The sequence below is a fragment of the Nocardia coffeae genome, assembly GCF_019890715.1.
In the GTDB taxonomy this organism is placed as follows: domain Bacteria; phylum Actinomycetota; class Actinomycetes; order Mycobacteriales; family Mycobacteriaceae; genus Nocardia; species Nocardia jiangxiensis.
In genome coordinates this window covers 258,582-279,070 of the sequence record NZ_JAINZY010000001.1, presented here as the reverse complement: position 1 = coordinate 279,070, position 20,489 = coordinate 258,582, and the positions used below count along the sequence as shown (strand labels likewise).

At 67.1% G+C, this 20,489-nt stretch carries 21 protein-coding genes and 1 tRNA gene; 14 read left to right on the top strand and 8 right to left on the bottom strand.

What is annotated here, in order from left to right:
* Both K7711_RS01305 and K7711_RS01300 read right to left on the bottom strand, forming a co-directional pair.
* Positions 1-945, bottom strand: coding sequence for an NADP-dependent oxidoreductase (locus K7711_RS01305; RefSeq protein WP_222964112.1), 945 nt, complete (start codon positions 943-945; stop codon positions 1-3).
* Positions 946-1,045: 100 nt separating this feature from the next.
* A complete protein-coding gene (locus tag K7711_RS01300; RefSeq protein WP_222964110.1) occupies positions 1,046-2,746 on the bottom strand; it encodes an MOSC and FAD-binding oxidoreductase domain-containing protein in 1,701 nt (566 codons plus the stop codon).
* A 168-nt stretch (positions 2,747-2,914) separates the two neighbouring features.
* Here K7711_RS01300 and K7711_RS01295 point away from each other — a divergent pair, with 168 nt between their 5' ends.
* A complete protein-coding gene (locus K7711_RS01295; RefSeq protein ID WP_222964108.1) occupies positions 2,915-3,778 on the top strand; it encodes a DUF427 domain-containing protein in 864 nt (287 codons plus the stop codon).
* A gap of 147 nt (positions 3,779-3,925) precedes the next feature.
* On the opposite strand, the gene K7711_RS01290 is transcribed toward K7711_RS01295, so the two are convergent.
* Complete coding sequence (locus K7711_RS01290) at positions 3,926-4,615, bottom strand: TetR/AcrR family transcriptional regulator (RefSeq protein ID WP_222964106.1); 690 nt, start codon at positions 4,613-4,615, stop codon at positions 3,926-3,928.
* 132 nt (positions 4,616-4,747) lie between these two features.
* Between K7711_RS01290 and K7711_RS01285 the strand changes: the two genes are divergently transcribed.
* The 3 genes from K7711_RS01285 (at position 4,748) to K7711_RS01275 (ending at position 5,816) form a co-directional block, all read left to right on the top strand.
* Positions 4,748-5,194: a nitroreductase/quinone reductase family protein gene (locus K7711_RS01285; RefSeq protein ID WP_222964104.1), complete on the top strand. Its 447-nt coding sequence runs from the start codon at positions 4,748-4,750 to the stop codon at positions 5,192-5,194.
* A 136-nt stretch (positions 5,195-5,330) separates the two neighbouring features.
* Positions 5,331-5,471 (top strand): hypothetical protein, encoded by a 141-nt coding sequence (locus K7711_RS01280; protein ID WP_222964102.1) that lies wholly within the window; start codon positions 5,331-5,333, stop codon positions 5,469-5,471.
* 9 nt (positions 5,472-5,480) lie between these two features.
* Positions 5,481-5,816, top strand: a complete 336-nt coding sequence (locus K7711_RS01275) for a YnfA family protein (RefSeq protein ID WP_222964100.1) — start codon at positions 5,481-5,483, stop codon at positions 5,814-5,816.
* An 84-nt stretch (positions 5,817-5,900) separates the two neighbouring features.
* On the opposite strand, the gene K7711_RS01270 is transcribed toward K7711_RS01275, so the two are convergent.
* Positions 5,901-6,344 carry an SgcJ/EcaC family oxidoreductase gene (locus K7711_RS01270; RefSeq protein ID WP_222964098.1) on the bottom strand — a complete coding sequence of 148 codons (444 nt, stop codon included), beginning with the start codon at positions 6,342-6,344 and terminating at the stop codon, positions 5,901-5,903.
* A gap of 14 nt (positions 6,345-6,358) precedes the next feature.
* On the opposite strand from K7711_RS01270, the gene K7711_RS01265 reads away from it, so the two are divergent.
* A complete protein-coding gene (locus K7711_RS01265) occupies positions 6,359-6,817 on the top strand; it encodes a MarR family winged helix-turn-helix transcriptional regulator (protein WP_222964096.1) in 459 nt (152 codons plus the stop codon).
* Between the two features lie 115 nt (positions 6,818-6,932).
* Here K7711_RS01265 and K7711_RS01260 read toward each other — a convergent pair.
* A tRNA-Ala gene (locus tag K7711_RS01260) sits at positions 6,933-7,005 on the bottom strand.
* Between the two features lie 318 nt (positions 7,006-7,323).
* On the opposite strand from K7711_RS01260, the gene K7711_RS01255 reads away from it, so the two are divergent.
* From K7711_RS01255 to K7711_RS01235, 5 genes are all read left to right on the top strand, one after another.
* The gene (locus K7711_RS01255; protein WP_222964094.1) at positions 7,324-7,767 is read left to right on the top strand and encodes a GyrI-like domain-containing protein; all 444 of its coding nucleotides are present in this window, start codon (positions 7,324-7,326) and stop codon (positions 7,765-7,767) included.
* Entirely contained in the window at positions 7,764-8,198 is a 435-nt protein-coding gene (locus K7711_RS01250; RefSeq protein WP_222964092.1) for an effector binding domain-containing protein, read from the top strand. The genes K7711_RS01255 and K7711_RS01250 overlap by 4 nt, the downstream gene beginning before the upstream one ends.
* Before the next feature lie 538 nt (positions 8,199-8,736).
* Positions 8,737-10,551 (top strand): putative bifunctional diguanylate cyclase/phosphodiesterase, encoded by a 1,815-nt coding sequence (locus tag K7711_RS01245; protein WP_222966526.1) that lies wholly within the window; start codon positions 8,737-8,739, stop codon positions 10,549-10,551.
* 163 nt (positions 10,552-10,714) lie between these two features.
* On the top strand, positions 10,715-11,842 hold the full coding sequence (locus K7711_RS01240; protein ID WP_222964090.1) for a glycosyltransferase: 1,128 nt from the start codon (positions 10,715-10,717) through the stop codon (positions 11,840-11,842).
* Positions 11,843-11,956: 114 nt separating this feature from the next.
* Positions 11,957-12,820 (top strand): SDR family oxidoreductase, encoded by an 864-nt coding sequence (locus K7711_RS01235; protein ID WP_308014390.1) that lies wholly within the window; start codon positions 11,957-11,959, stop codon positions 12,818-12,820.
* An 83-nt stretch (positions 12,821-12,903) separates the two neighbouring features.
* Here the strand turns inward: K7711_RS01235 and soxR are convergent, their stop codons facing one another.
* Entirely contained in the window at positions 12,904-13,425 is a 522-nt protein-coding gene (soxR, locus tag K7711_RS01230; RefSeq protein ID WP_222964086.1) for a redox-sensitive transcriptional activator SoxR, read from the bottom strand.
* A 124-nt stretch (positions 13,426-13,549) separates the two neighbouring features.
* On the opposite strand from soxR, the gene arcA reads away from it, so the two are divergent.
* The 3 genes from arcA to K7711_RS01215 all read left to right on the top strand — a co-directional run bounded on the left by arcA (position 13,550) and on the right by K7711_RS01215 (position 16,360).
* Positions 13,550-14,779 (top strand): arginine deiminase, encoded by a 1,230-nt coding sequence (arcA, locus tag K7711_RS01225; RefSeq protein ID WP_222964084.1) that lies wholly within the window; start codon positions 13,550-13,552, stop codon positions 14,777-14,779.
* Positions 14,780-14,787: 8 nt separating this feature from the next.
* Entirely contained in the window at positions 14,788-15,144 is a 357-nt protein-coding gene (locus K7711_RS01220; RefSeq protein WP_040827954.1) for a GntR family transcriptional regulator, read from the top strand.
* A 148-nt stretch (positions 15,145-15,292) separates the two neighbouring features.
* On the top strand, positions 15,293-16,360 hold the full coding sequence (locus K7711_RS01215) for a CHASE3 domain-containing protein (RefSeq protein ID WP_222964082.1): 1,068 nt from the start codon (positions 15,293-15,295) through the stop codon (positions 16,358-16,360).
* A gap of 24 nt (positions 16,361-16,384) precedes the next feature.
* Here K7711_RS01215 and K7711_RS01210 read toward each other — a convergent pair whose 3' ends face one another.
* Positions 16,385-17,965, bottom strand: coding sequence for a dolichyl-phosphate-mannose--protein mannosyltransferase (locus tag K7711_RS01210; protein ID WP_222964080.1), 1,581 nt, complete (start codon positions 17,963-17,965; stop codon positions 16,385-16,387).
* A 69-nt stretch (positions 17,966-18,034) separates the two neighbouring features.
* Here K7711_RS01210 and rsmI point away from each other — a divergent pair, with 69 nt between their 5' ends.
* Complete coding sequence (rsmI, locus tag K7711_RS01205) at positions 18,035-18,853, top strand: 16S rRNA (cytidine(1402)-2'-O)-methyltransferase (protein ID WP_222966524.1); 819 nt, start codon at positions 18,035-18,037, stop codon at positions 18,851-18,853.
* 67 nt (positions 18,854-18,920) lie between these two features.
* Here rsmI and metG read toward each other — a convergent pair whose 3' ends face one another.
* Entirely contained in the window at positions 18,921-20,480 is a 1,560-nt protein-coding gene (metG, locus tag K7711_RS01200) for a methionine--tRNA ligase (RefSeq protein ID WP_222964078.1), read from the bottom strand.
* Positions 20,481-20,489: the final 9 nt, after the last annotated feature.

Sequence of the window (20,489 nt, the reverse complement as noted above, 5' to 3'; positions counted from 1 at the left end):
TCATGGACGAACGCGGATGATCGTCTTCCCGTTGATTCGCTCGGTCGGGTTGAAGGCAGCGACGGCGTCGTCGAGGGTTGCGACACGGCCGATGTTCGTCCGCAGCCGGCCATCCCACACCCGCCGGGCGATCTGACCCAGTTGGGCGCGATCGGGCACGACAACGAAGTCGACCGCCAGGCCGTCGGCCGGTCGTGTCTCGGGCGGCCCGGCGATGGTCACCAGTGTTCCTCCGGCTCGGACCAGACCCGCGGACCGTTTCCCGATGTCTCCGCCGAAGATGTCGAATACCAGATCGACGCCGCCGACATCTTTCAGCGCGTCGTTCTCGAGGTCGACGAACTCCTGGGCGCCGAAGTCGAGCGCCGTGCGACGGTGGGCCCCGCGTCCGGTACCGATCACGTAGGCACCGGCCTCGCGGGCGAGCTGTGTGGCCATCGAACCGACTGCGCCGGCCGCGCCGTGCACCAGGACGCTCTGCCCCGCCTGAAGACGTCCGTGATCGAACAGTCCTTGCCACGCGGTCAGGCCCGTCATCGCGACGCTCGCGCCCACCGTGAAATCGATGTCGCCCGGCAGCGGCGCAAGGTTGCGAGCCTCGACGACGACGTACTCCGCCAGCGTGCCGTCGCGGGTCCAGTCCGTGAGGCCGAACACCCGCTGCCCCACCGACAGCCCCGCCGTTCCATAGCTCAGAGCGGTGACCACGCCGGCCACCTCGTGGCCGGGGATCGACGGTGTGCGGTCACGGCCGAGGCGATCGATCCAGGTCGATGGCCACTCCAGTTCATCCCCGGTGAATCCCGACGCATGAACTTCGACGACGACATCGCCGTAGTTCGCGCTCTCGAGTCCGGCGAGCCTGGCCGCGTCCGGCTCGGGCCGCTCCGTCAGCGTCATCCCCGCCGTTCCCGCGGCCCGGTCCGTCACCACAATCGCTTTCATGTGACTCCCCTTTCTCTGTGACACTCCGTTGTCTCGGTGTTCTTGCCATTTGCTGCTGCCGTTTCGGCCCACGCTTTCGATGACGGGCACGGTCGGGCTGTTACAGATCCAGCACGATGTCGCTGTCCGGGCGGGCGCAGCAAATCAGCACCTGACCGTTGTCGGGGGCTTCCAGTGGGTCCGGTAGGTAGCTGGTGGCTCCGGCCAGGAGCGGGGTGATGCAGGTGTGGCACACGCCGGTGCGGCATGACCATCGGGTGGGCACGTCGCAGGCCTCGGCGAGTTCGAGCAGTGATCCGGTATCGAGTTGCCAGTGTGTGGACAGGCCACTGCGAGCGAATGTGACCCCCGGGCCGGTGCCCGGCGTACCTGGTGGCTGGTGGGGTGGGGTGCTCGACACGGTGGTCACCCCAGGGTTGATCGGTGTCCGTGTGCCGAACAGTTCGGTGTGGATGCGGGTGATCCCTAGTCCGGTGAGCGCTTCGCCGATGTCGGTCATGAAGCGTTGCGGTCCGCACACGTAAGCCGTGGCGTCCGAAGGCAGACCGAGAGTCGCGAGCGCTTCGGCAGTCAATCGGTGGGGCGGGATCCCGGCGGCCGGAGCAGTGTGGAACACGTGCTCATGGGCGGTGGGTAGTGATTGCAGCAAGTGGTGTGCCTCATCGGCGAACGCCTGCTCGTCGATGTTGTGTGCGGTATGCAGCCACCACACCTCACGGTCGCTGTGCTGGGCGGCGAGATGATGCAGCATCGCGAGTACCGGCGTGACGCCGACGCCCGCGGATATCAGCAGCACAGGTTCGGTAGCCGCCGTGAGCACGAAGTCACCGCGCGGGGCGGCGACCGCAACGATGGTGCCGGTGCGCAGTTGGGTGTGCACATAACTGCTGACCACTCCCTCACGCTTGACACTGATGCGGTAGGTGTCGCTGCCAGGTGCGCAAGACAGTGAGTAGCTGCGGACGGGCGCGGGGTCTCCAGCGCCGGGGAAGCGGAGTGTGAGGTACTGGCCGGGCCGCGCGCTGGGCAGGTCGGCTCCGTCATCCGCCGCGAGGTACACCGACGTTATCGTCGAACTCTCGCGGACGATATCGACAACCTTCATCGCGCGGAAGCCGCGCCAGCTCGGTTCGACACCGGTAGTCGACGCGTCGATGGTTTCGCTGGACAGTAACTCCCGGAACGATTGCCGCCATCCCGGGCTGAGTGCCGGAATGTCGAGTGCGTTCTCGAGGTCGTTCGCATCGCGGTCGGGAAGATAGAGCAGTGCGTCGATCCCCGCGACACTCATTCGGTGCGCGCCACGCCGGGTACGAGTGATCGGGTCGCCGGCCTGAACCCGCCCCTCACTGATGACCCGGAAATAGAAACCCGGCCGGTGGTGGGCAACCAGCAGTGCCGGCAATGTCGGGATGCCGAGCCGCATGCCGACGCGAAAGCAGGTGACCCGGGGTTGGGTCACTTCGAACTCGGCCTCCCCGATCCGGTACCGGTCGCCGATGCATACATCCTGGTCACTGAGCCCCGCCACGGTGAAGTTCTCGCCGAACTGGCCGAATTCGAAACCCGTGTGCCCGAAGTAGTGCTGCCAATACCGGATCGATTCGATCTGGTAGACGAGCACAGCGCGCTGCTCGCCGCCGTGGCCGTTGAGGTCGCCCTGGCCATCACCATCGATATTCAGTTTGTGCACCATCGCCGAACCGTTGACCGGCGACTTGAATATCCCGGAGTGGACCGTTCGCCCTTGCCAGGCGAGATCTTTGGGCATACCAACGTTGACCGAGAGCAATGAAGCCATGGGTTTCGTCTCCACGGTTGTTGTTGTATTCAAGCTACTCCGGCGCGCCGGAAGGTCCGAGGCCGTCGCGGATGCTCGATGGCAATCGGCCGGATTACGCTGGTAGCCGCACCGCCAGGCCTGGAACGTGCGACGAGTCGAGCGTGTCCGAGTGGAGGGAGCTGAGTTATGGGGCTGTCATGGCAGCAGGGACCACTTTCACCGAGATCGGTCGGACGGTTCCTGACCGAGCAGCCGCTACCCGAGCGGTTGTTGTTCGCAGAGCCACTGCGTCGGCGCATGCGTGTGCGGTTCGGTGACGAATGGATCGCCGAAAGCGATGATGTGGTCCTGCTCCACGAGCCGGGGCATTATCCGGTGGCCTACTTCCCACTCGATGGTGTCGAAGATGGTGTCTTACGGCACACGGATCGCCGAACACAGCACCACGATCTCGGCGCGACTGCCTGGTTCACCGTGATGGCGGGAGACCGCAGCGCCGAGCGGGCCGCCTGGCAGCACATCGAGTTGCCCGACCACGCGAGCGAGTTGCGCGATCACGTCGGCTTCGCCTGGCGCGCAATGGACGCCTTCTACGAAGAGGACGAACGGATCGTCGGACATGCCGCCGACCCGTATCACCGCAACGACATCCGTGCCACATCACGACATCTGGTCATCCGCGACGGGCAGCGCACCATCGCGGAAACCCACCAACCGGTGGTGCTGTACGAGTCGGGATTCGCGCCCCGCTGGTACGTGCCACGAGAGGACGTCGACGGAACTGAACTCACACCCGTGGACGGTCAAACCTTCTGCCCGTACAAGGGCCTGGCCAGCTACTACGACATCGGCGAGCACAAGCGCGCCGCATGGTCATACCTGGATGCCTGGCCGGAGGTGGATCGCGTACGCGGGTCGGTGTCGTTCGAGCCCGACAAGATCGAGGTCTATCTCGACGGGAACCGGCTCGAGCTCGCGCCCGGCCAAGCGGTAATGGCGCACGGCCTCGACCGCGGCCTCGACCCCGGCGAGATCCTCGCGCGGCGATAAGGTCATCAATTCCCTACGGGGCGGCTGGTGGTCGAGCCCATTATCGGCAATGACCGGCCGGTGGCCTACCTCCGTGACCGGAATCTCCACCGGCTCCGCCCTGCGATACAAGTGCGAGAGTGCCGCGCGGCAACGAATTCCGGCAGGTCAGCGGCGCAGGCCGATCAGGTCTGCCATGGTCTCGACCGAATAGTCGAAGAACGCTTCGGTGGGATCGACGCTGCCGACGTATTGGCCGGTCAGCTCGAAGCTGACGACCCCGAACAGCTGGGTCCAGGCAATGACCGCCCGCGCCAGGATCGCCTCCGGCACGCCGGGAGCGAGCTGCTCGGCGATTACCGCGAGCTGTGTGCTCAGTGCCTGGGTGAGCTCGTCGCCGGGAGTTGCGAGAGTACCGCTTCCCCAGGCCTTTCCGATGATGCCGAGCACTGCGACGGGAATTCGCGAACCGGGGGCGATGGTGGCCTCTGGGGCTTTATAGCCGGGCACCGGTGAGCCGTAGAGCAGCGCGTACTCGTGCGGATGTGCAATGGCCCAGTGCCGCACCGCCGTTGCCGCGGCGCGCCACTGCGCACGCGGTGCCGTAGCTGCGTCGATCGCCTCGTCGACTTCGTTTCCCAGGGCGGTGTACGCCTCGACGATCAGCGTGGTGAGCAGGTCGTCGCGGCTCGGGAAGTAGCGGTAGAGCGCCGAGGAAGCCATGCCGAGTTCTCGGGCGATGGCACGCAGGGACAGGGCGGCGGCCCCGGATTCGGCGAGTTGGCGGCGCGCGGCATCCGCGATCTCACGGGTGATCTCGGCTCGGGCTCGGGCTCGGGCGGTTCTGGGCACACTCATTCAGATAGTGTGCCACGTTTCGGAGCGCCGGAATGTTTCGAGAGCACTGCTCTTGACTAGTCGAGGTGACGCGCGCACACTGTTCTCACTTGGAGAGCACCGCTCTCGAATTGAACTCCCGAAGGAACCCTCATGGACGCCACCACCCGCTACATCGGCCCGTCCGGCCTCGACCCGATCATGAATCGCTTCTTCAACCTGCTACCCAAGCTGGGCATCAGCCTCGCCGGTTCCCGTCTGCTGGCCGTGCGTGGTCGCAAGAGTGGCCAATGGCGCACCACCCTGGTCAATGTCCTCACCGCCGCCGACGGCCGCCGTTACCTGGTGGCCCCGCGCGGCCACACGCAGTGGGTCCGCAACCTGCGCGTCTCCGGCGCGGGCGAACTCCGTCTGGGCCGCAGGTCCGAAGCCTTCACCGCCACCGAGGTCCTCGATGCCGACAAGATCCCGGTGCTGCGCGAATACCTCGATCGCTGGGGCTGGGAGGTCGGCCGCTTCTTCGAGGGCGTCACCAAACACGCCACCGACGCCGAATTGGCCGAGATCGCACCGGGTTTCCCCGTCTTCGCACTCTCCTGAATCCCGCACGCAGCGGGCGCGCGAGTGAGCCATCCCTGCGCAGCTATCGCCCTGGCACGCAATGCCAGGGCGGCGGGGACTCTCATGGCCGCAGTTCCTCGGTGGTTGGCAACTTGATGGCATCGGCCGGAATCCATTGGCGCACAGTGATTTCTCCGATATCGACGCGAAGCTCGCCGAGCCGACCGCGGTCCGCGACAGCCTGCGCGCCGCGCCGGCCGCCGGATGCGACAACCTGCGGCTGCACCACGATCGACGAGGCCGGTCCGGGCTCTAGGCTGCGGTCATGACCGTCGTGCGCTCCATCCTGCTGTTCGTCTTGGCCGCCGTCGCCGAGATCGGGGGTGCGTGGCTGGTGTGGCAGGGTGTGCGCGAACACCGTGGCTGGGCCTGGATCGGTGCCGGTGTCATCGCCCTGGGGATCTACGGCTTCGTCGCCACCTTGCAACCGGACGCGAACTTCGGGCGCATCCTCGCCGCCTACGGCGGGGTGTTCGTTGCCGGATCGCTGCTGTGGGCCATGGCCTTGGACGGTTTCCGGCCCGACCGTTGGGACGTCACCGGCGCCGCCATCTGCTTGATCGGCGTTGCGGTCATCATGTACGCACCCCGCCCCGACTGACTCGGCAACCGCCGATCGAGTCGAGCCCGAGCGGGCCGGGCGGTGGGCTTTCCGACCCGGCCCCGATGACTGCGATGGTGCTCATCAGCGGGCGGCCGGTCGGGAGTCGGGTTGGAATGTGAAGGTGAGCGCCTCCATGAGCCGCTTGCGCTGGGTCTTCTGCACCGCCGCGATCCGCCACTGGCGGTCGGAATCGCGGACCACGGTGTAGGTGGCGAGCTTGCCCAGCAGCTTGGGTGCCTTCTTCGAGGACTCGCCGCGCGTCACCACAATCGCGGTATCGTCTCCGTACCTGCGGATTTCGGTGATCTCGACGGTGAGCCGGGTGTCTTTCAGGAAGCTGTCGAACAGTGCCTGGTGGCCGCGGCCGATCTCCGCGCCGTCGTGGTAGACGGTGCCCGTATAGGTGACGTCGGTGGCATCGGCGGTGAAACATTCACCGTAGGCGGTGCCGTCGCCGCGGTTCCAGGCGTCGGCGCTGCGCTCGATGAGGGCGCGAATGTCGGCGGTGTCGGTGGTGGCGTTCATATGGTTTCCCTTCAATGAGCGAGCAAGGCCAAGGCGGCATCGCGCGGAATGAGCCGCAGTGCGGCAGTGAACAATTGATTGCCGCGGCTGGTGAGTACGACCGGCTGGGCGCCACCGACCTGTACGCCCTCAACATCCTGGAACTGAGCGGAGCCATGACGCCCGGCGAACTCGGCACCCGCACGGGCCTCACCACCGGCCCCACCACCAGACTCATCGACCGCCTCGAACGGGCCGGTTATGTGCGCCGCGCCACCGATCCCGGCGACCGCCGCAAGGTCATCGTCGAACCGATCGCCCAGCCCGCGGACCTCGACACAGTGCTCGCGCCGGCCCGCCGGAAGATCGGCGAGATCATCGGCGGGTATTCACCCGAACAGCGCGAGTTCCTGTTCGACTACTTCGCCCGCGCGGCCGACGCCCTCCAACAGGCGGCAGGGGAAATCAGCTCCGCGGGTACGTCCCACGGCTGAGGACACGCCCAATTGTCGTGGCCCCGAGGATGCGCCGAATCGTAAGCCCGCCCAATAGCCCTGAGACAACAATCGGCCCTGACCTATTTGCAGGTCAGGGCCGATTGCTGTGTTGTGGAGCTAAGGGGAATCGAACCCCTGACCTTCTCGATGCGAACGAGACGCGCTACCAACTGCGCTATAGCCCCGCGGTTCGTTTCCGAACCGACGTTGGAGAACTCTAGCAGGTGGGTGGGGGAGACTCCGAATCGGCTGGTGGGGAGGGGTTTGTTGGCGGGTGGGAGGTGAGGTGGGGTTCACATGGTGGGATGTGGGGAGGGGCGGGGCGAAATTGCCGATAATTTGCGATCCGGGTGTGGGTGGTGGGTGGCAAACCGGGGGGTTGGCGGGGGCTCGTGTCGGATATATCTCACAGAGCGGGTTGATAGCATGACGGTCCTGGGCGGACGTGTCCGGCTGCGCATGCGTGCTTGCCTGCGCGAATACTTTCGAAAGAGTTGTCTGCCATGCAGTTTGAGATCGTCGAGCGGGACGAGACGTGGGTTGCGGGGCTGCCCGTGCGAAGCCCCAGGCGCGCGCTCGGAGAACTGCGTGATCGGAATCTGGACGCGGCGTGGGGCGCGGTTCTGCACCAGGAGCTCGGCGGGCCCCTGGCCTGCGCGTATGCCGATTATTCGGCGGATATGAGCACGTTCAACACGCAGATCGTCGGATATCGGTGCAGCTCGTTCGACCAGGTCACCCGGGGGCATATCGTGGCGCGGTTACCGCGGGGTGTGTATGCGCGGTTCTCCTCGGTGGGGAACTTTCCGCAGATCATGACCGACCTGTGGACGCAGATCGCCTACGCCGAGGAACACAACCAGATCAAGCGGACTCATACCGGGGATCTCGAGTGCTATCCGCATGCCTACAAGATCGAGCTGTATCTGGCGGTCGATCCGCGATGAGTTACACGATCGTACTGCGTGACCAGGCGATCTACGGTGGTCTGGTGGTGCCGCGGGTGCGGCCCAGTTTCAAGGTCAGCAACAGCGAACTGATCGAATTCCTGCGCGACCGGCTGCGCGACCGCGACGACGCCGCCGACCGGCCGCTGTATACCGTGTACGTCCCGGATCCGGCCGGGAACTACAACGTTCTGGTCAGTTACGACTATCCGGTCGTGGACGTGATCCCGGCCGGTGACGTGCTGGTCCGGGTGCCCAAGGGCGTATACGCGCGGTTCGAGCCGAACGGGGACTACCACGATCCGGTGGAGGATGTGTGGGCCCAGGTCGACGATGCGACCGCCTCGGCCGAGATCACCCGGGCCTACCACGAGGAGATCGAGATCTGGCGCGGGCCGAAGGTCGAGTTGTACATCTCGATCCTGGTGTAACCAGCGCGGATAGCTACCGGGTAGCCATTTTAGAACCAACCGGTCTTCCCGTTCCGCCCGATTACCAAAGTCACTGCTCTGACCAGGGACTATTCAGGACCTTGGCCCTCGGTTCCGGAAGATTTGCCGGATGTCTGGTCAATTCCTGTTCGATGACGGATACTGCCTTAGCGACCAACCCCGGCCAACGGCCGCGCTCCGGCCGATACGGGGAGGGTCTCGGGAAGGGCGCGGTATCGCGCAGCAACGGAGTAGGAATTCATGACAGTCGCAGCGGCCCGGAACCCCGTGTTCGCAGGGATTTCCCGGGAGTTCGCCGATACACTGGCGTCACTCGAGGACAGTTTCCTGGGCCTACTGGACGGGCCTGTCCATGAGATCATGGCGTTGGTGTTCCGTCTGAGGTATGCCGCCCGCACTACGGTCCGCAGCAGGCGGTTCCCGGTGCCGGGCATGAGTTCCCGCAGCTGACGCGATCGGAGATAAGGTGCCTCGGCGGACACTCGACTCACTGGTGACACAGGTCGCCTCGGAGTTGATGGGTGTCGACGCCACCACCCTGGTGGCGGCGACGGAACGTGTGCTCGCAAGCTTGATCGAGCATTTCGACGTGGACTTCTGTTATCTGCGACGGACCGATCGTGAGCGTCGCGCCACCATCCTGGTCGCCGAGTGGCCGCCGCGGCAGTGCGTGCCGGACCCGGACCCGCTGGGAATCGTCTACTTCGACGACCCGGACCCCGCGTTCAAGGCCTTCGAACACGCCACCGAGCCGGTCATCGTGCGGCCTGGCAAGGCGTTCACCCCGTATCGCGACCTCGCCCGCCGCACCGCCGGTATCACCGAGCTGACCTCCGCGGCCGTCCCGCTGCTGTCCCGCGGCGAGCCGATCGGGCTGCTGGGCTTCATCAAACTGGGTGACCGCGAGTGGAGCACTCGCGAACTCAACGTGCTCAAGGCGATCGCCTCGCTGTTCGCGCAGTTGCAGGCGCGGGTCGAGGCCGAGGAGCGGCTGCGCTACATCGCCATGCACGACGATCTGACCGGCCTGGCGAACCGGCGGGCCCTGCTGGAATACATGGAGGAGCGGCTGCAACCGGGCAATCCGGGGCCGGTCGCCGCGTTCTTCCTGGATCTGGATCGGCTCAAGGCGCTCAACGACTTCCTCGGACACACCGCGGGCGACAACTTCATCCGCACGCTCTCCACGCGACTGCGCGAACATCTGGATCCGGCCGATATGATCGCGCGCCTCGGTGGCGACGAGTTCGTCATCGTCCCGGCCAAACCCATGGAGGCGGTCGAGGCCGAACTCGAAGGCACCCGCTTGCAGCAGCTCATCGCCCGGCGCGTCACCGTCGGGGAGGAGTCGGTCAGCCGGGCCGCGAGCGTCGGTGTGGCCGTGGGGATTCCCGGCGAGGCGACCGTCGCCGACGTGCTGCGCCGGGCCGATCACGCGCTGCTCTCGGCGAAGTCCGGCGGCGGCAACGGGGTCGCGGTGTTCACCGACGCGATGCGCGCGCAGTTCGAACTGCAGGACGACGTCGAACTCAACCTGCGCAGCGCGGTCTCGGACGGTTCGCTGCTGCTGCACTATCAGCCCGAGGTCGATCTGCGCACCGGGCGGATCGTGGCGCTCGAGGCCCTGGTGCGGTGGCAGCATCCCACTCGCGGACTGCTGCCGCCGGGTGCGTTCGTCGGGGTGGCCGAGGCGACGAATCTGGCCGGGGAACTCGGGCGCTGGGTGATCCGAACCGCCTGTGCGCAATTCGCGCAGTGGCGTCAGCAGGGCCTGGCCTCCAACGTCGTGATCCGGATCAACGTCTCGCCGGTGCAGCTGGTCAGCCTGGATTTCGTGGAGTCGATCGAGGACACCCTGCGCAGCAACGGAATCGACGGCAGTTCGGTCTGCCTGGAGATCACCGAACACGTCGTGGTGCAGGATCTCGCGCGCACCCAGCTGACCCTGCGCGGGCTCAAGCGGATGGGCGTGCAGATCGCGATCGACGATTTCGGCACGGGCTACAGTTCGCTCTCGCACCTCAAGGCACTGCCGGTGGACGCGGTGAAGATCGATCGCGGATTCGTGCAGCGGCTCGGGGTCAGCACCGACGATCTGGCGATCGTGAAATCCATCGTCGGCCTGGCCGGGTCGTTCGGGCTCGGCGTGGTGGGCGAGGGTGTGGAGACCGCGGTCGCCGCGCGCACCCTGGTCGGGCTGGGCTGCTATCGAGCCCAAGGCTTCCTGATCGCGCGGCCGCTGCCGCCCGAGGCCGTCCGGACGCATCTGTCGGCCGGGCGGATTCCGCTCGATCTGGAACTTCCCCGGGTGTCGCGGACCGCCAAGCAGTAGCTTCGCCGGGGGATCGCGGCGCGGTCGGAGCTGCGGCGATCCCATTCGGACATACCGTGCGAACCGATCCCGGGGCGGGCCGCACCAGTCGGTCGGCGATACTTCCATCCTTGTTCACGCGGTGTTGCCCCGTTGGGCTGTATACCGCTGGACGATCAGGCGCGTGCGCATCGTTCAGCTCGCCAACTTCTACGGGCCGCGGTCGGGGGGACTACGAACGTCGCTGCATCATCTCGGATCGGGATATGTGGCCGCCGGACACGAGGTCGTGTTGATCGTGCCCGGACCGCGTCGGGACGAACAGATCCTGCCCGGTGGAGTACTTCGAATCACTTTGCCCGCCTTGCAGATTCCCTGGACGCACGGCTACCGCGCGGTCGATCCGCGCCGGGTCGCCGATGTGCTGAGCGGATTGCGGCCCGACGTCCTCGAGGTGTCGGATCGGTTGACGCTGCGGGGTTTCGGGCGCTGGGCGCGCAAGCGGGACGTGGCCGGGGTGATGATCTCGCACGAACGGCTGGACCGGCTGATCGGCCAGGCGCTGCCCGGGCCGATGGCCCGCCGGGCCGCCGACGTCGCCAATCGGCGAACCGCCCAGGACTACGACATCGTGGTGTGCACAACGGAGTTCGCGCGGGCGGAGTTCGCGCGGATCGACGCGCCGAACGTCGAGTTGGTGCCGCTGGGCGTGGATCTGGAGATGTTCGCGCCGCATCGGCACGACGGGCTGGTGCGGGCGAGTTTCGCCGCCGCGGGCAATCCGCTGCTGGTGCACTGCGGGCGGTTGTCGGTGGAGAAGCGGGTGGATCGCAGTATCGAGGCGATCAGCGCGCTGCGCCGGGACGGGGTGGACGCACGGCTGATCGTGGCCGGGGACGGTCCGCGCCGCGAAGCGCTCGAGCGCCGGGCGCGCGGGCTGACGCCGCTGCCCGATGGTCGTTCCGCGGTGCACTTCACCGGTTTCATCGCCGAACGCACCCGGTTGGCGACCCTGCTGGCCAGCGCCGACGTCTCGCTGGCTCCCGGACCGCACGAGACGTTCGGTCTGGCCGCGCTCGAGGCGCTGGCGGCCGGGACGCCGGTGGTGGCCAGCCGGTCCTCGGCGCTGGCCGATATCGTGACCGCCGAATGTGGTGCGGTCGCGGCGAACGATCCGGCGGACTTCGCGCGGGCGGTGACCGAGGTGCTCGCGCGCCCGTCGGCCGATCGCCGGCGTGCCGCGCGCAGTCGTGCCGAGCAGTTCACCTGGCCCGCGGCCGTGTCCCGGATGCTGCACGTGCTGGGCGCATAGGGGACGGATCCGGGTCCGCGTACGGGTGCACCCCGTATGCTCCTGGGGAGCACGGCAAGTGGCCGAGCGCCGATCATCGGATCGGTTCGGCGTCCGCATGAGCAGAGGAACGGTGTGCACGATCGCCTGAAATCCGTGAGCGGTAAGAAGGTTCTGATCACCGGAGCCGCCAGCGGCATCGGCCGGGCGACGGCGCTGGCCGCCGCGCGCGAGGGTGCGGAACTGGTGCTGACCGATATCGACGCCGACGGGCTGGCGGACACGGTCCGGGCCATCGGCGACGACGGCGGCAAGGTGTTGCTCGCCCGGGACCTGGACCTCACCGATTACGACGCGGTCACCGCCTTCGCGACCGAGGTGCACGACCAGCACGGCAGTCTCGACGTGGTGATGAATATCGCCGGGACCTCGGCCTGGGGCACGGTGGAGAATCTCGAACACCGGCACTGGCGCCGGATGGTCGATGTCAATCTGATGGGCCCGATCCACGTCATCGAGAATTTCGTGCCGCCGATGGTGCGGGCCGGGCGCGGCGGTGCGCTGGTGAACGTGTCCTCGGCGGCCGGACTGCTGGCCTTCCCGTGGCATGCGGCGTACAGCGCGTCCAAATTCGGTGTGCGCGGGCTGTCGGAGGTGCTGCGGTTCGATCTGGCGCGACACGGCATCTCGGTGCGGCTGGTGGTGCCCGGCGCGGTGGACACTCCGCTGGTGCGCAGCGTGGAGATCGCCGGGGTGAACCAGGACGATCCGCGGATTCAGCGGTATATCAAGCAGTTTCAGCGGCACGCCAAGATGCCCGAGCAGGTGGCCGCGATCATCCTGCGGGGTATCGAGCGCAACCGCTTCCTGGTGCACACCTCGTTCGACGTGCGATTCGGTTACTGGTGGGCGCGAAAGTTCGCCTGGCCGTACGAGATCGTGATGCGCAAGGCCAACGACGGCTTCGACAGCATCTACCAGCGAGTAACACGCAGCTAATTTTGGCCTCCGCTTCGCTCCGGCGGGTTCGCGTCGTCCGGGGTCAGCGGAACGGGTGTACGGGTTGCTGCTGGGTTCGCGGCTCAGGCTCCCGCTTTCTCCGCGCAGGGCTCGACCTGTTGGTCGCAGGCCGGGCCGCACTCGTTGTTGAGGTTGACGTCCAGCACTCGCGCGCCGGGACCCTCGTCGCCGAGGCGGTCGTGGAAGTTGACGATGCGGCAGCTGGCCAGGGACAGGCAGCCGCAGCCGATGCAGCTGCTGACGCTGTCGCGCAGGCGGATCAGCTGTTCGATGCGCTGATCGAGATCCTGCCGCCAGATCGTGGACAGGCGCTCCCAGTCCTTGCGATTGGGGGTGCGGCTCTCCGGTAGGGTGTGCAGTGCCTCGCGAATCTCGCTGAGCGGTATGCCGACTCGCTGCGAGATGCGGATGAACGCGACTCGCCGCAATGTCTCCCGTGGATACCGGCGCTGATTGCCGCTCGTGCGGCGGCTGCTGATGAGGCCCTCGCGTTCGTAGAAATGCAGCGCCGACACCGCGACTCCACTACGTTCGGACAGTTGTCCGGGAGTGAGCTCCTTCGCCTGCCAGGTGGTGTGCTGCATACCTCGACAATACTCGAGGTATACGGTGTCCGGCCCGGAATCGCCAGGGTGATCTACGGGGCCCGCACAGCACCCACCCAGCCAATTCCGTGCCAATGACGCTGTGGCCTACTACGGTCGAATCATGGAAATCGATGGTGTGCCGGAGGGGCGACCGTTTTCCGTGACATCCGAGGTCGGGACGCTGCGTTCGGTACTGCTGCACCGGCCCGGCGACGAACTGCGCCGGCTCACCCCGCGCAACAACGACCAGTTGCTGTTCGATGCCATTCCGTGGGTGGAGCGGGCCCAGCAGGAGCACGACACGTTCGTCGAGGTGCTGCGCGGTCGCGGGGTCGAGGTGCTGCTGCTGGCGGACCTGCTCACCGACACCCTGGCGGTCAGCGGCGCGGGCCGCAGTATGGGCATCACCGCCGCGGTCGACGCGCGACGCATCGGATTCACCCTCGCCGAGGAACTCCGGGCCCATCTGCGCGGGGTGCCCGCGCCGGAACTGGCCCGAATCCTCATGGCGGGTATGACATTCGACGAACTGCCCGTCGCGCCCGACACCACCTCGCTGGTGCGGCGCATGCATCACGGCACCGACTTCGTCATCGATCCGCTGCCGAATCTGCTGTTCACCCGGGACTCCTCCTTCTGGGTGGGGCGCAAGGTGGCCATCACCTCGCTCGCGCTGCCCGCCCGCGCCCGGGAGACCACGCTCACCGATCTGATCTACGCCTTCCATCCGCGGTTCCTGGGCGTGCGCCGGGCGTACGAATCGCACACCGCGCCGATGGAGGGCGGCGACGTCCTGCTGCTCGCGCCGGGCGTGGTGGCCATCGGCGTGGGGGAGCGCACCTCGCCGGCGGGTGCGGAGGCGTTGGCGCGCAGCCTGTTCGAGGACAGTCTCGCGCACACCGTGCTGGTGGTGCCGATCGCGCAGAACCGCGCCACCATGCATCTGGACACCGTGTGCACGATGGTCGACTCCGATGCGGTGGTGATGTATCCCGCGGTGCGGGATTCGCTGTGCGCCTTCACGATCGCGGTGCGCGACGACGGTTCGGTGGAGATGCGCGGGCCCGAGCCGTTCCTCCCGGCCGCCGCCGAGGCGATGGGCATCGACAAACTGCGCGTCATCGATACCGGCCTGGACGGCATCACCGCCGAGCGCGAACAGTGGGACGACGGCAACAACACCCTGGCCCTCGCGCCGGGGGTGGTCGTGGCCTACGAACGCAACGAGAACACCAATGCCCGATTGGCCGATGCGGGGGTCGAGGTGCTGACGATTCCGGGTTCCGAACTGGGGTCCGGTCGCGGTGGCCCCCGCTGTCTGTCCTGCCCGCTGACCCGGGACGAGATGTAGAGGCGCCGATGGATATCCCGGTCGACCACCATTCGGCGGTCCCACCCTACGAACAGTTGCGACAGGGCATCGTCGCCCGGGTCCGCTCGGGCGAACTGACCGCCGGAACCAAGATCCCCACCGTCCGGGCCCTGGCCGTCCAACTGGGGCTGGCTCCCAACACGGTCGCGCGCGCCTATCGCGAACTCGAACAGGACGGCGTCCTGGAAACCCGCGGACGCCTCGGCTCCTTCATCGCTTCCTCCGGCGACCCTACCCAGGACGCCGCGGGCCGCGCCGCCACCGACTACGTCGCGGTCATCCGGCGGCTGGGCCTGGATGACGAGGCCGCGCTGCGCTACGTCCGCGCGGCCCTGGCCGAATAATCCGGCGCTGTCGGCGCGCGCCGGGCAGGGCTATTGATCGGCAATCCGGCTCGTCGCAGAATCGAAGGGCAAGATCATCGACCCCGGTGCGGACCGGGTGTCGTGTTGCTTCTGTTTCGATCGGCGGTGATCGGCCTTGCTGGCTCGGATGTCGATACGACGAGTGTTCTCGGCGATCATCGTGATGATCGTGCTGCTGTTCGGGGTGTCCGCCGCGTCGGCTGTGGTGAGCAGCGTGGTCGCCGGACGGGCGGTGAACGATCTGAACGATCGAGTTTTCGTGGCGCAGCGGTCCGCCTTGGTGTTGTTGCGGGCGTATGTCAATCAGGAGACCGGGCAGCGCGGTTTCCTGCTGACCGGTGACCCGGTGTTTCTACAGCCCTACGACCAGGGGCGCGCCGACGCCGCGCAGGCGCAGACCCGGCTACGGCAGGTGCTCGACGGTGACGCCCGAGCCCTGGCGGCGCTGGACGCCGCCACGGCTGCCGGGAATGCCTGGCAGACGACGGTTGCCCAACCGGAGATTGCCGCTCGAACGGTGGGCCCGGTGCCCAGTGATCAGATCGAATCCTTGGCGCTGACCGGCAAGGGCTTGTTCGACACCTTTCGCGATGAGTCCGCCGGGTTGCAGGCGGTCACCAACGATATGGCCGCGCGTCTGCTGCACCGGGTGTCGACCACGCAGGAGATCGCCAGGGTCGCGACCTACGTTTCGATCGGGCTGCTGGTGGTGATCGTGGTGACGGCCTTCACGCTGCTGCCGCGACTGGTGAACCGGCCGGTCACGCGGCTGATCGGTCAGATCCGGGAAGTGTCGGCAGGGAACTACGCCTTGGAGATCGAGCGGAACGGGCCGGTCGAGATCGCCGCCATCGCCGATGCGGTCAACCAGATGCGCGCCAGCATCCTCGCGAGCATCGATGACCGGGTGGCCGCCGAGAACGAGCTGACCCTGTACGACGAGCACACCCGGATGGCCGCGGACCTGCACGACCGCACGATCAACCGGGTGTTCGGGCTCGGGCTGCTGCTCGCCTCGGCGGTGAGCCGGCATCCCGGCACCCGATCGACGCTCGAGCCGCTGCTCACCGAGACCGACGAGATCATCAGCGAATTGCGCACGGTCATCTTCGATCTGAGCCGAGCCGACGAACCCGTCGCCGATGCGTCGGCCTCGGCGGATCCGCCGTCGAGCCTGGACCGCGACAGACGGTGACCGACCACCGCGGCGGCCCGAGGGCTAACGCCAGCTGGGCAGGAGCAGGTGGTTGTGCCAGCTGTCGACCGTGATGGGCAACGCGGTCATGATGGGCCAGAGCCAGATGTAATTCGCGATGACGATGGCCAGGTACAGGCTGACCAGGAGTAGGCCCAGGCCCTGGCGTTCGCTGGTGAGCAGGAAGCGGTGGCCGTTGCGGGCGCGGACGAAGGGGGCCGGGCCCAGGATTTCGCCCAGGGCGATGGCCAGGCCCATCACCAGGAACGGCGCCATCGGTACGGCGTAGAAGAAGTACATCTGGCGGTCCAGGTCCATGAACCAGGGCAGCAGGCCCGCCAGGTAGCCGACCAGCATCGCGGCATAACGCCAGTCGAAACGGGTCACCGTGCGCCAGATGGCCCAGGCCAGCATCGGCAGCGACAGCCACCACATCGCCGGCGTGCCGATCAGCATGACCGCCTTCACGCACACCGATTGCCCACAGCCGGCGACGCCGCTGTCGGCGTAGTAGTACAGCATCGGGCGCAGGCCCATCGGCCACGACCACGGCTTGGATTCCCACGGATGGTGGTTGCCGGCCGAATTGGTCAGTCCCTCATGGAATTTCAGCGATTCGCCCTGGTTGTGCCAGAGCGAGCGCAGCGCGTCGGGTATCCAGGACCAGGTTCCGCCGGTGCCGATCGCGTTGCCGACCGCGTAGCGGTCGTAACCGTCCTCGCCGGCGAACCACATGCCCCAGGTGCCCAGATAGACCAGCAGCGCGATCGCGACCAGGGCGTACAGGGCCGGGATCACATCGCGCACGATGGTGCCCAGCCACGGCCGCGGCACCCCGTAGGCGCGCCGGGCGGCCAGGTCGAAGAACACCGACAGCAGTCCGAACGCGACGATGTAGTACAGGCCCGACCATTTCACCCCGGTCGACATGCCCAGCAGCAGGCCCGCGCCGAACCGCCACCACCGCACGCCCAGCCGAGGACCCCACTGGCTCAGCGCGATTCGGCCTTCGGCATCGGCGCGCGCGAGACGCTCGCGGACCACGTCGCGGTCGACGATCAGGCAGCCGAACGCCGCCAGGACGAATCCGGCCTGGAAGATGTCCAGCATGCCGATGCGTGAGGACACGAATGTCACGCCGTCGCAGATCAGCAGAATTCCGGCGATCGCGCCGAGCAGGGTGGAGCGCGTCATCCGGCGGGTGATGCGGATGACCAGCAGCACGATCACCGACCCGAACACCGCCGCGGCGAACCGCCAGCCGATCGGCGAATAGCCGAACAGCGCCTCGCCCAGCCCGATCATCTGCTTGCCGACGGGCGGATGCACCACCAGCCCGAATCCGGGATTGTCCTCGATGCCGCCGCCGGTGACCATCTGCCACGCCTGTGGGGCGTAATGCTTCTCGTCGAAGACCGGGGTGCCCGCGTCGGTCGGATAGTTCAGCATCGTGAACCGGGTGATCGCGGCGAGCGCGGTCAGGAATGCGGTGACGATCCAGCCGCGCGCGCGATCGATGGGGCCGAAATCGGGGGAGGGGCGCCGCGGAGCCGGACTCGAGGGGCCCGCGCCGAGCGGCGGTCGCACGTCCGTCAGCTGGGTCACGCAGACGAGTCTAAGTGGGGTCGGGCCTAGGGTGGCGATGTGGATACCACTGTGGGCACCGGACGTTTGATGCTGGCGGCGACGCCGATGGGCGAGATCGGTGATGCGTCACAGCGTCTGCGGGACGCGCTCGGTTCGGCCGACGTCGTCGCCGCCGAGGACACCCGCCGCACCCGCGCGCTGGCCAAGGCGCTGGGTGTGGAGATCACCGGGCGCGTGGTGAGTTTCTACGATCACGTCGAGGCCGCGCGCATTCCGGTCCTGCTGGACGAGATCGCCGAGGGGCGAACGGTTCTGCTGGTCACCGATGCGGGGATGCCGTCGGTGAGCGATCCGGGATATCGGATGGTCGCGGCCTGCGTCGAGCGGGGGCTGCCGGTGACCTGTCTGCCCGGCCCGTCCGCGGTGACGACCGCGCTGGCGCTGTCCGGCCTGCCGATGGAACGTTTCTGCTTCGACGGCTTCGCTCCGCGCAAGAGCGGGCAGCGCAAACAGTGGCTGGGCACCCTGGCCGCCGAGCCGCGCGCCGTGGTCTTCTTCGAGGCCCCGCATCGCCTCGCGGCCTGTCTCGCCGACGCCGTCGAGGTTCTCGGCCCGTCCCGCCGCGCCGCGGTCTGCCGCGAACTGACCAAGACCTACGAGGAGGTCGTGCGCGGCACGCTGGCCGAACTCGCCGACTGGGCCGTCGAGGGGGCCCGCGGGGAGATCACCGTCGTGCTGGAAGGTGCACAACCGGTGGCCGCCGAACCCGCGGACCTCGTCGACAGGGTGGAATCCCTTGTCGCCAAAGGGCTTCGCCTCAAGGATGCCTGTGCCGAGGTCGCCGCCGCGAACGGTGCGTCGCGGCGGGAACTCTACGACGCGGTACTGGCAGCGCGTTCGAGCTGAAGGCAAGACCGCCGAGTTGTGTTGTCCTGGAGGCGATATCCACTGGGGACATCGCCTCCGGTGCATCTCAGTCCTTGGGTTCGATGTACTTCGGGAAGACCGGCTCCGGCGCGGGCAGGGGCAGACCTGCCTCGATCGGGGTGGCGATGTCGGCGAAGGTGCGGCCGGTCTGGGCGAGCAGGTCGAGGATCTTGCCTGCCGAACCGGGGATGATCGGCTGAACCAGGATCGAGACGATGCGCAGCACCTCGAGGGTGACGTACAGCACCGTCGCCTCGCGTGCGAGATCCTCCGGGGTGCCCGATTTCGCGAGCGCCCAGGGCTGTTGGGCGGAGAAGTAGCGGTTCGTCTCGCCCAGGGTCAGCCAGATCGCCTCGAGCGCGAGGTGGATCTGCTGCTGGTCGAATTCGGCGCGGCAGCGCCCCAGCAGACCGTTCGCGCGGTCCAGCAGTTCGCGATCGGCGTCGGTGAACTCGCCGGGCGTCGGCACGGCCGAATTGCAGTCGCGGGCTACCATTTTCAGGCTGCGCTGGGCGAGATTGCCGTATTCGTTGGCCAGATCGGAATTGATCCGGCCGACGATCGCCTCGTGGCTGTAGGACCCATCCTGCCCGTAGGAGATCTCCCGCAGCAGGAAGAAGCGCACCGCGTCCAGGCCGTAGCCCTCGACCAGGGCCAGCGGGTCGACCACATTGCCGACCGACTTGGACATCTTCTCGCCCTTGTTGTACAGGAATCCGTGCACGAAAACGCGTTTCGGCAGTTCGATTCCGGCCGAGAGCAGGAACGCGGGCCAGTACACCGTGTGGAAACGGGTGATGTCCTTGCCGATGATGTGTACGTCGGCGGGCCAGAACCGTTGGAACGCAGCGGAATCCGTATTCGGGAAGCCGGCGCCGGTGAGGTAGTTGGTGAGCGCGTCCACCCACACGTACATCACGTGCTCCGGATCGCCCGGCACCGGAACGCCCCAGTCGAAGGTGGTGCGCGAGATGGACAGATCCTTCAGCCCGGCCTTGACGTAGCTGACGATCTCGTTGCGCCGCGTCGCGGGCGCGATGAACTCCGGGTGCGTCTCGTACAGCTCGAGCAGTTTGTCCTGGTAGTTGGACAGCCGGAAGAAGTAGTTCGACTCCTCGGTCCACTCCACCGGGGTGCGGGTGTCGGTCGAGATCCGGGTGCCGTCCTCGAGGACCGTGGTCTCCTCGTCGGTGTAGAACGCCTCGTCGCGCACCGAGTACCAGCCCGCGTAGGTGTCCAGGTAGATGTCGCCCCGCGCGTGCATCCGCTCCCAGATCGCGATGGACGCGGCCTGGTGATCCTCGTCGGTGGTGCGGATGAACCGGTCGAAGGAGATGTCCAGGACCTTGTCCATGCGCTCGAACACGTCCGAGTTGCGCGAGGCGTACTCCTGCACCGGAACGTCCGCTGCCCGCGCGGCCTGCTGCACCTTCTGGCCGTGCTCGTCGGTGCCGGTCATGAAGAACACCTCGTACCCGTCGAGGCGCTTGAACCGGGCCAGCGCGTCGGTGGAGATGTACTCGTAGGCGTGCCCGATGTGCGGCGCACCGTTCGGGTAGGCGATGGCCGTGGTGATGTAGAAGGCGGGGCGTGAGGATGCACTCATGGTGGCTCT

What these genes read in the sequence shown, in the direction of transcription:
- K7711_RS01305 (WP_222964112.1), bottom strand. Translation starts at nt 945, where the DNA reads ATGAAAGCGATTGTGGTGACGGACCGGGCCGCGGGAACGGCGGGGATG.
- K7711_RS01300 (WP_222964110.1), bottom strand. Translation starts at nt 2,746, where the DNA reads ATGGCTTCATTGCTCTCGGTCAACGTTGGTATGCCCAAAGATCTCGCC.
- K7711_RS01295 (WP_222964108.1), top strand. Translation starts at nt 2,915, where the DNA reads ATGGGGCTGTCATGGCAGCAGGGACCACTTTCACCGAGATCGGTCGGA.
- K7711_RS01290 (WP_222964106.1), bottom strand. Translation starts at nt 4,615, where the DNA reads ATGAGTGTGCCCAGAACCGCCCGAGCCCGAGCCCGAGCCGAGATCACC.
- K7711_RS01285 (WP_222964104.1), top strand. Translation starts at nt 4,748, where the DNA reads ATGGACGCCACCACCCGCTACATCGGCCCGTCCGGCCTCGACCCGATC.
- K7711_RS01275 (WP_222964100.1), top strand. Translation starts at nt 5,481, where the DNA reads ATGACCGTCGTGCGCTCCATCCTGCTGTTCGTCTTGGCCGCCGTCGCC.
- K7711_RS01270 (WP_222964098.1), bottom strand. Translation starts at nt 6,344, where the DNA reads ATGAACGCCACCACCGACACCGCCGACATTCGCGCCCTCATCGAGCGC.
- K7711_RS01265 (WP_222964096.1), top strand. Translation starts at nt 6,359, where the DNA reads ATGAGCGAGCAAGGCCAAGGCGGCATCGCGCGGAATGAGCCGCAGTGC.
- K7711_RS01255 (WP_222964094.1), top strand. Translation starts at nt 7,324, where the DNA reads ATGCAGTTTGAGATCGTCGAGCGGGACGAGACGTGGGTTGCGGGGCTG.
- K7711_RS01250 (WP_222964092.1), top strand. Translation starts at nt 7,764, where the DNA reads ATGAGTTACACGATCGTACTGCGTGACCAGGCGATCTACGGTGGTCTG.
- K7711_RS01245 (WP_222966526.1), top strand. Translation starts at nt 8,737, where the DNA reads ATGGGTGTCGACGCCACCACCCTGGTGGCGGCGACGGAACGTGTGCTC.
- soxR (WP_222964086.1), bottom strand. Translation starts at nt 13,425, where the DNA reads ATGCAGCACACCACCTGGCAGGCGAAGGAGCTCACTCCCGGACAACTG.
- arcA (WP_222964084.1), top strand. Translation starts at nt 13,550, where the DNA reads ATGGAAATCGATGGTGTGCCGGAGGGGCGACCGTTTTCCGTGACATCC.
- K7711_RS01220 (WP_040827954.1), top strand. Translation starts at nt 14,788, where the DNA reads ATGGATATCCCGGTCGACCACCATTCGGCGGTCCCACCCTACGAACAG.
- K7711_RS01215 (WP_222964082.1), top strand. Translation starts at nt 15,293, where the DNA reads ATGTCGATACGACGAGTGTTCTCGGCGATCATCGTGATGATCGTGCTG.
- rsmI (WP_222966524.1), top strand. Translation starts at nt 18,035, where the DNA reads ATGCTGGCGGCGACGCCGATGGGCGAGATCGGTGATGCGTCACAGCGT.
- metG (WP_222964078.1), bottom strand. Translation starts at nt 20,480, where the DNA reads ATGAGTGCATCCTCACGCCCCGCCTTCTACATCACCACGGCCATCGCC.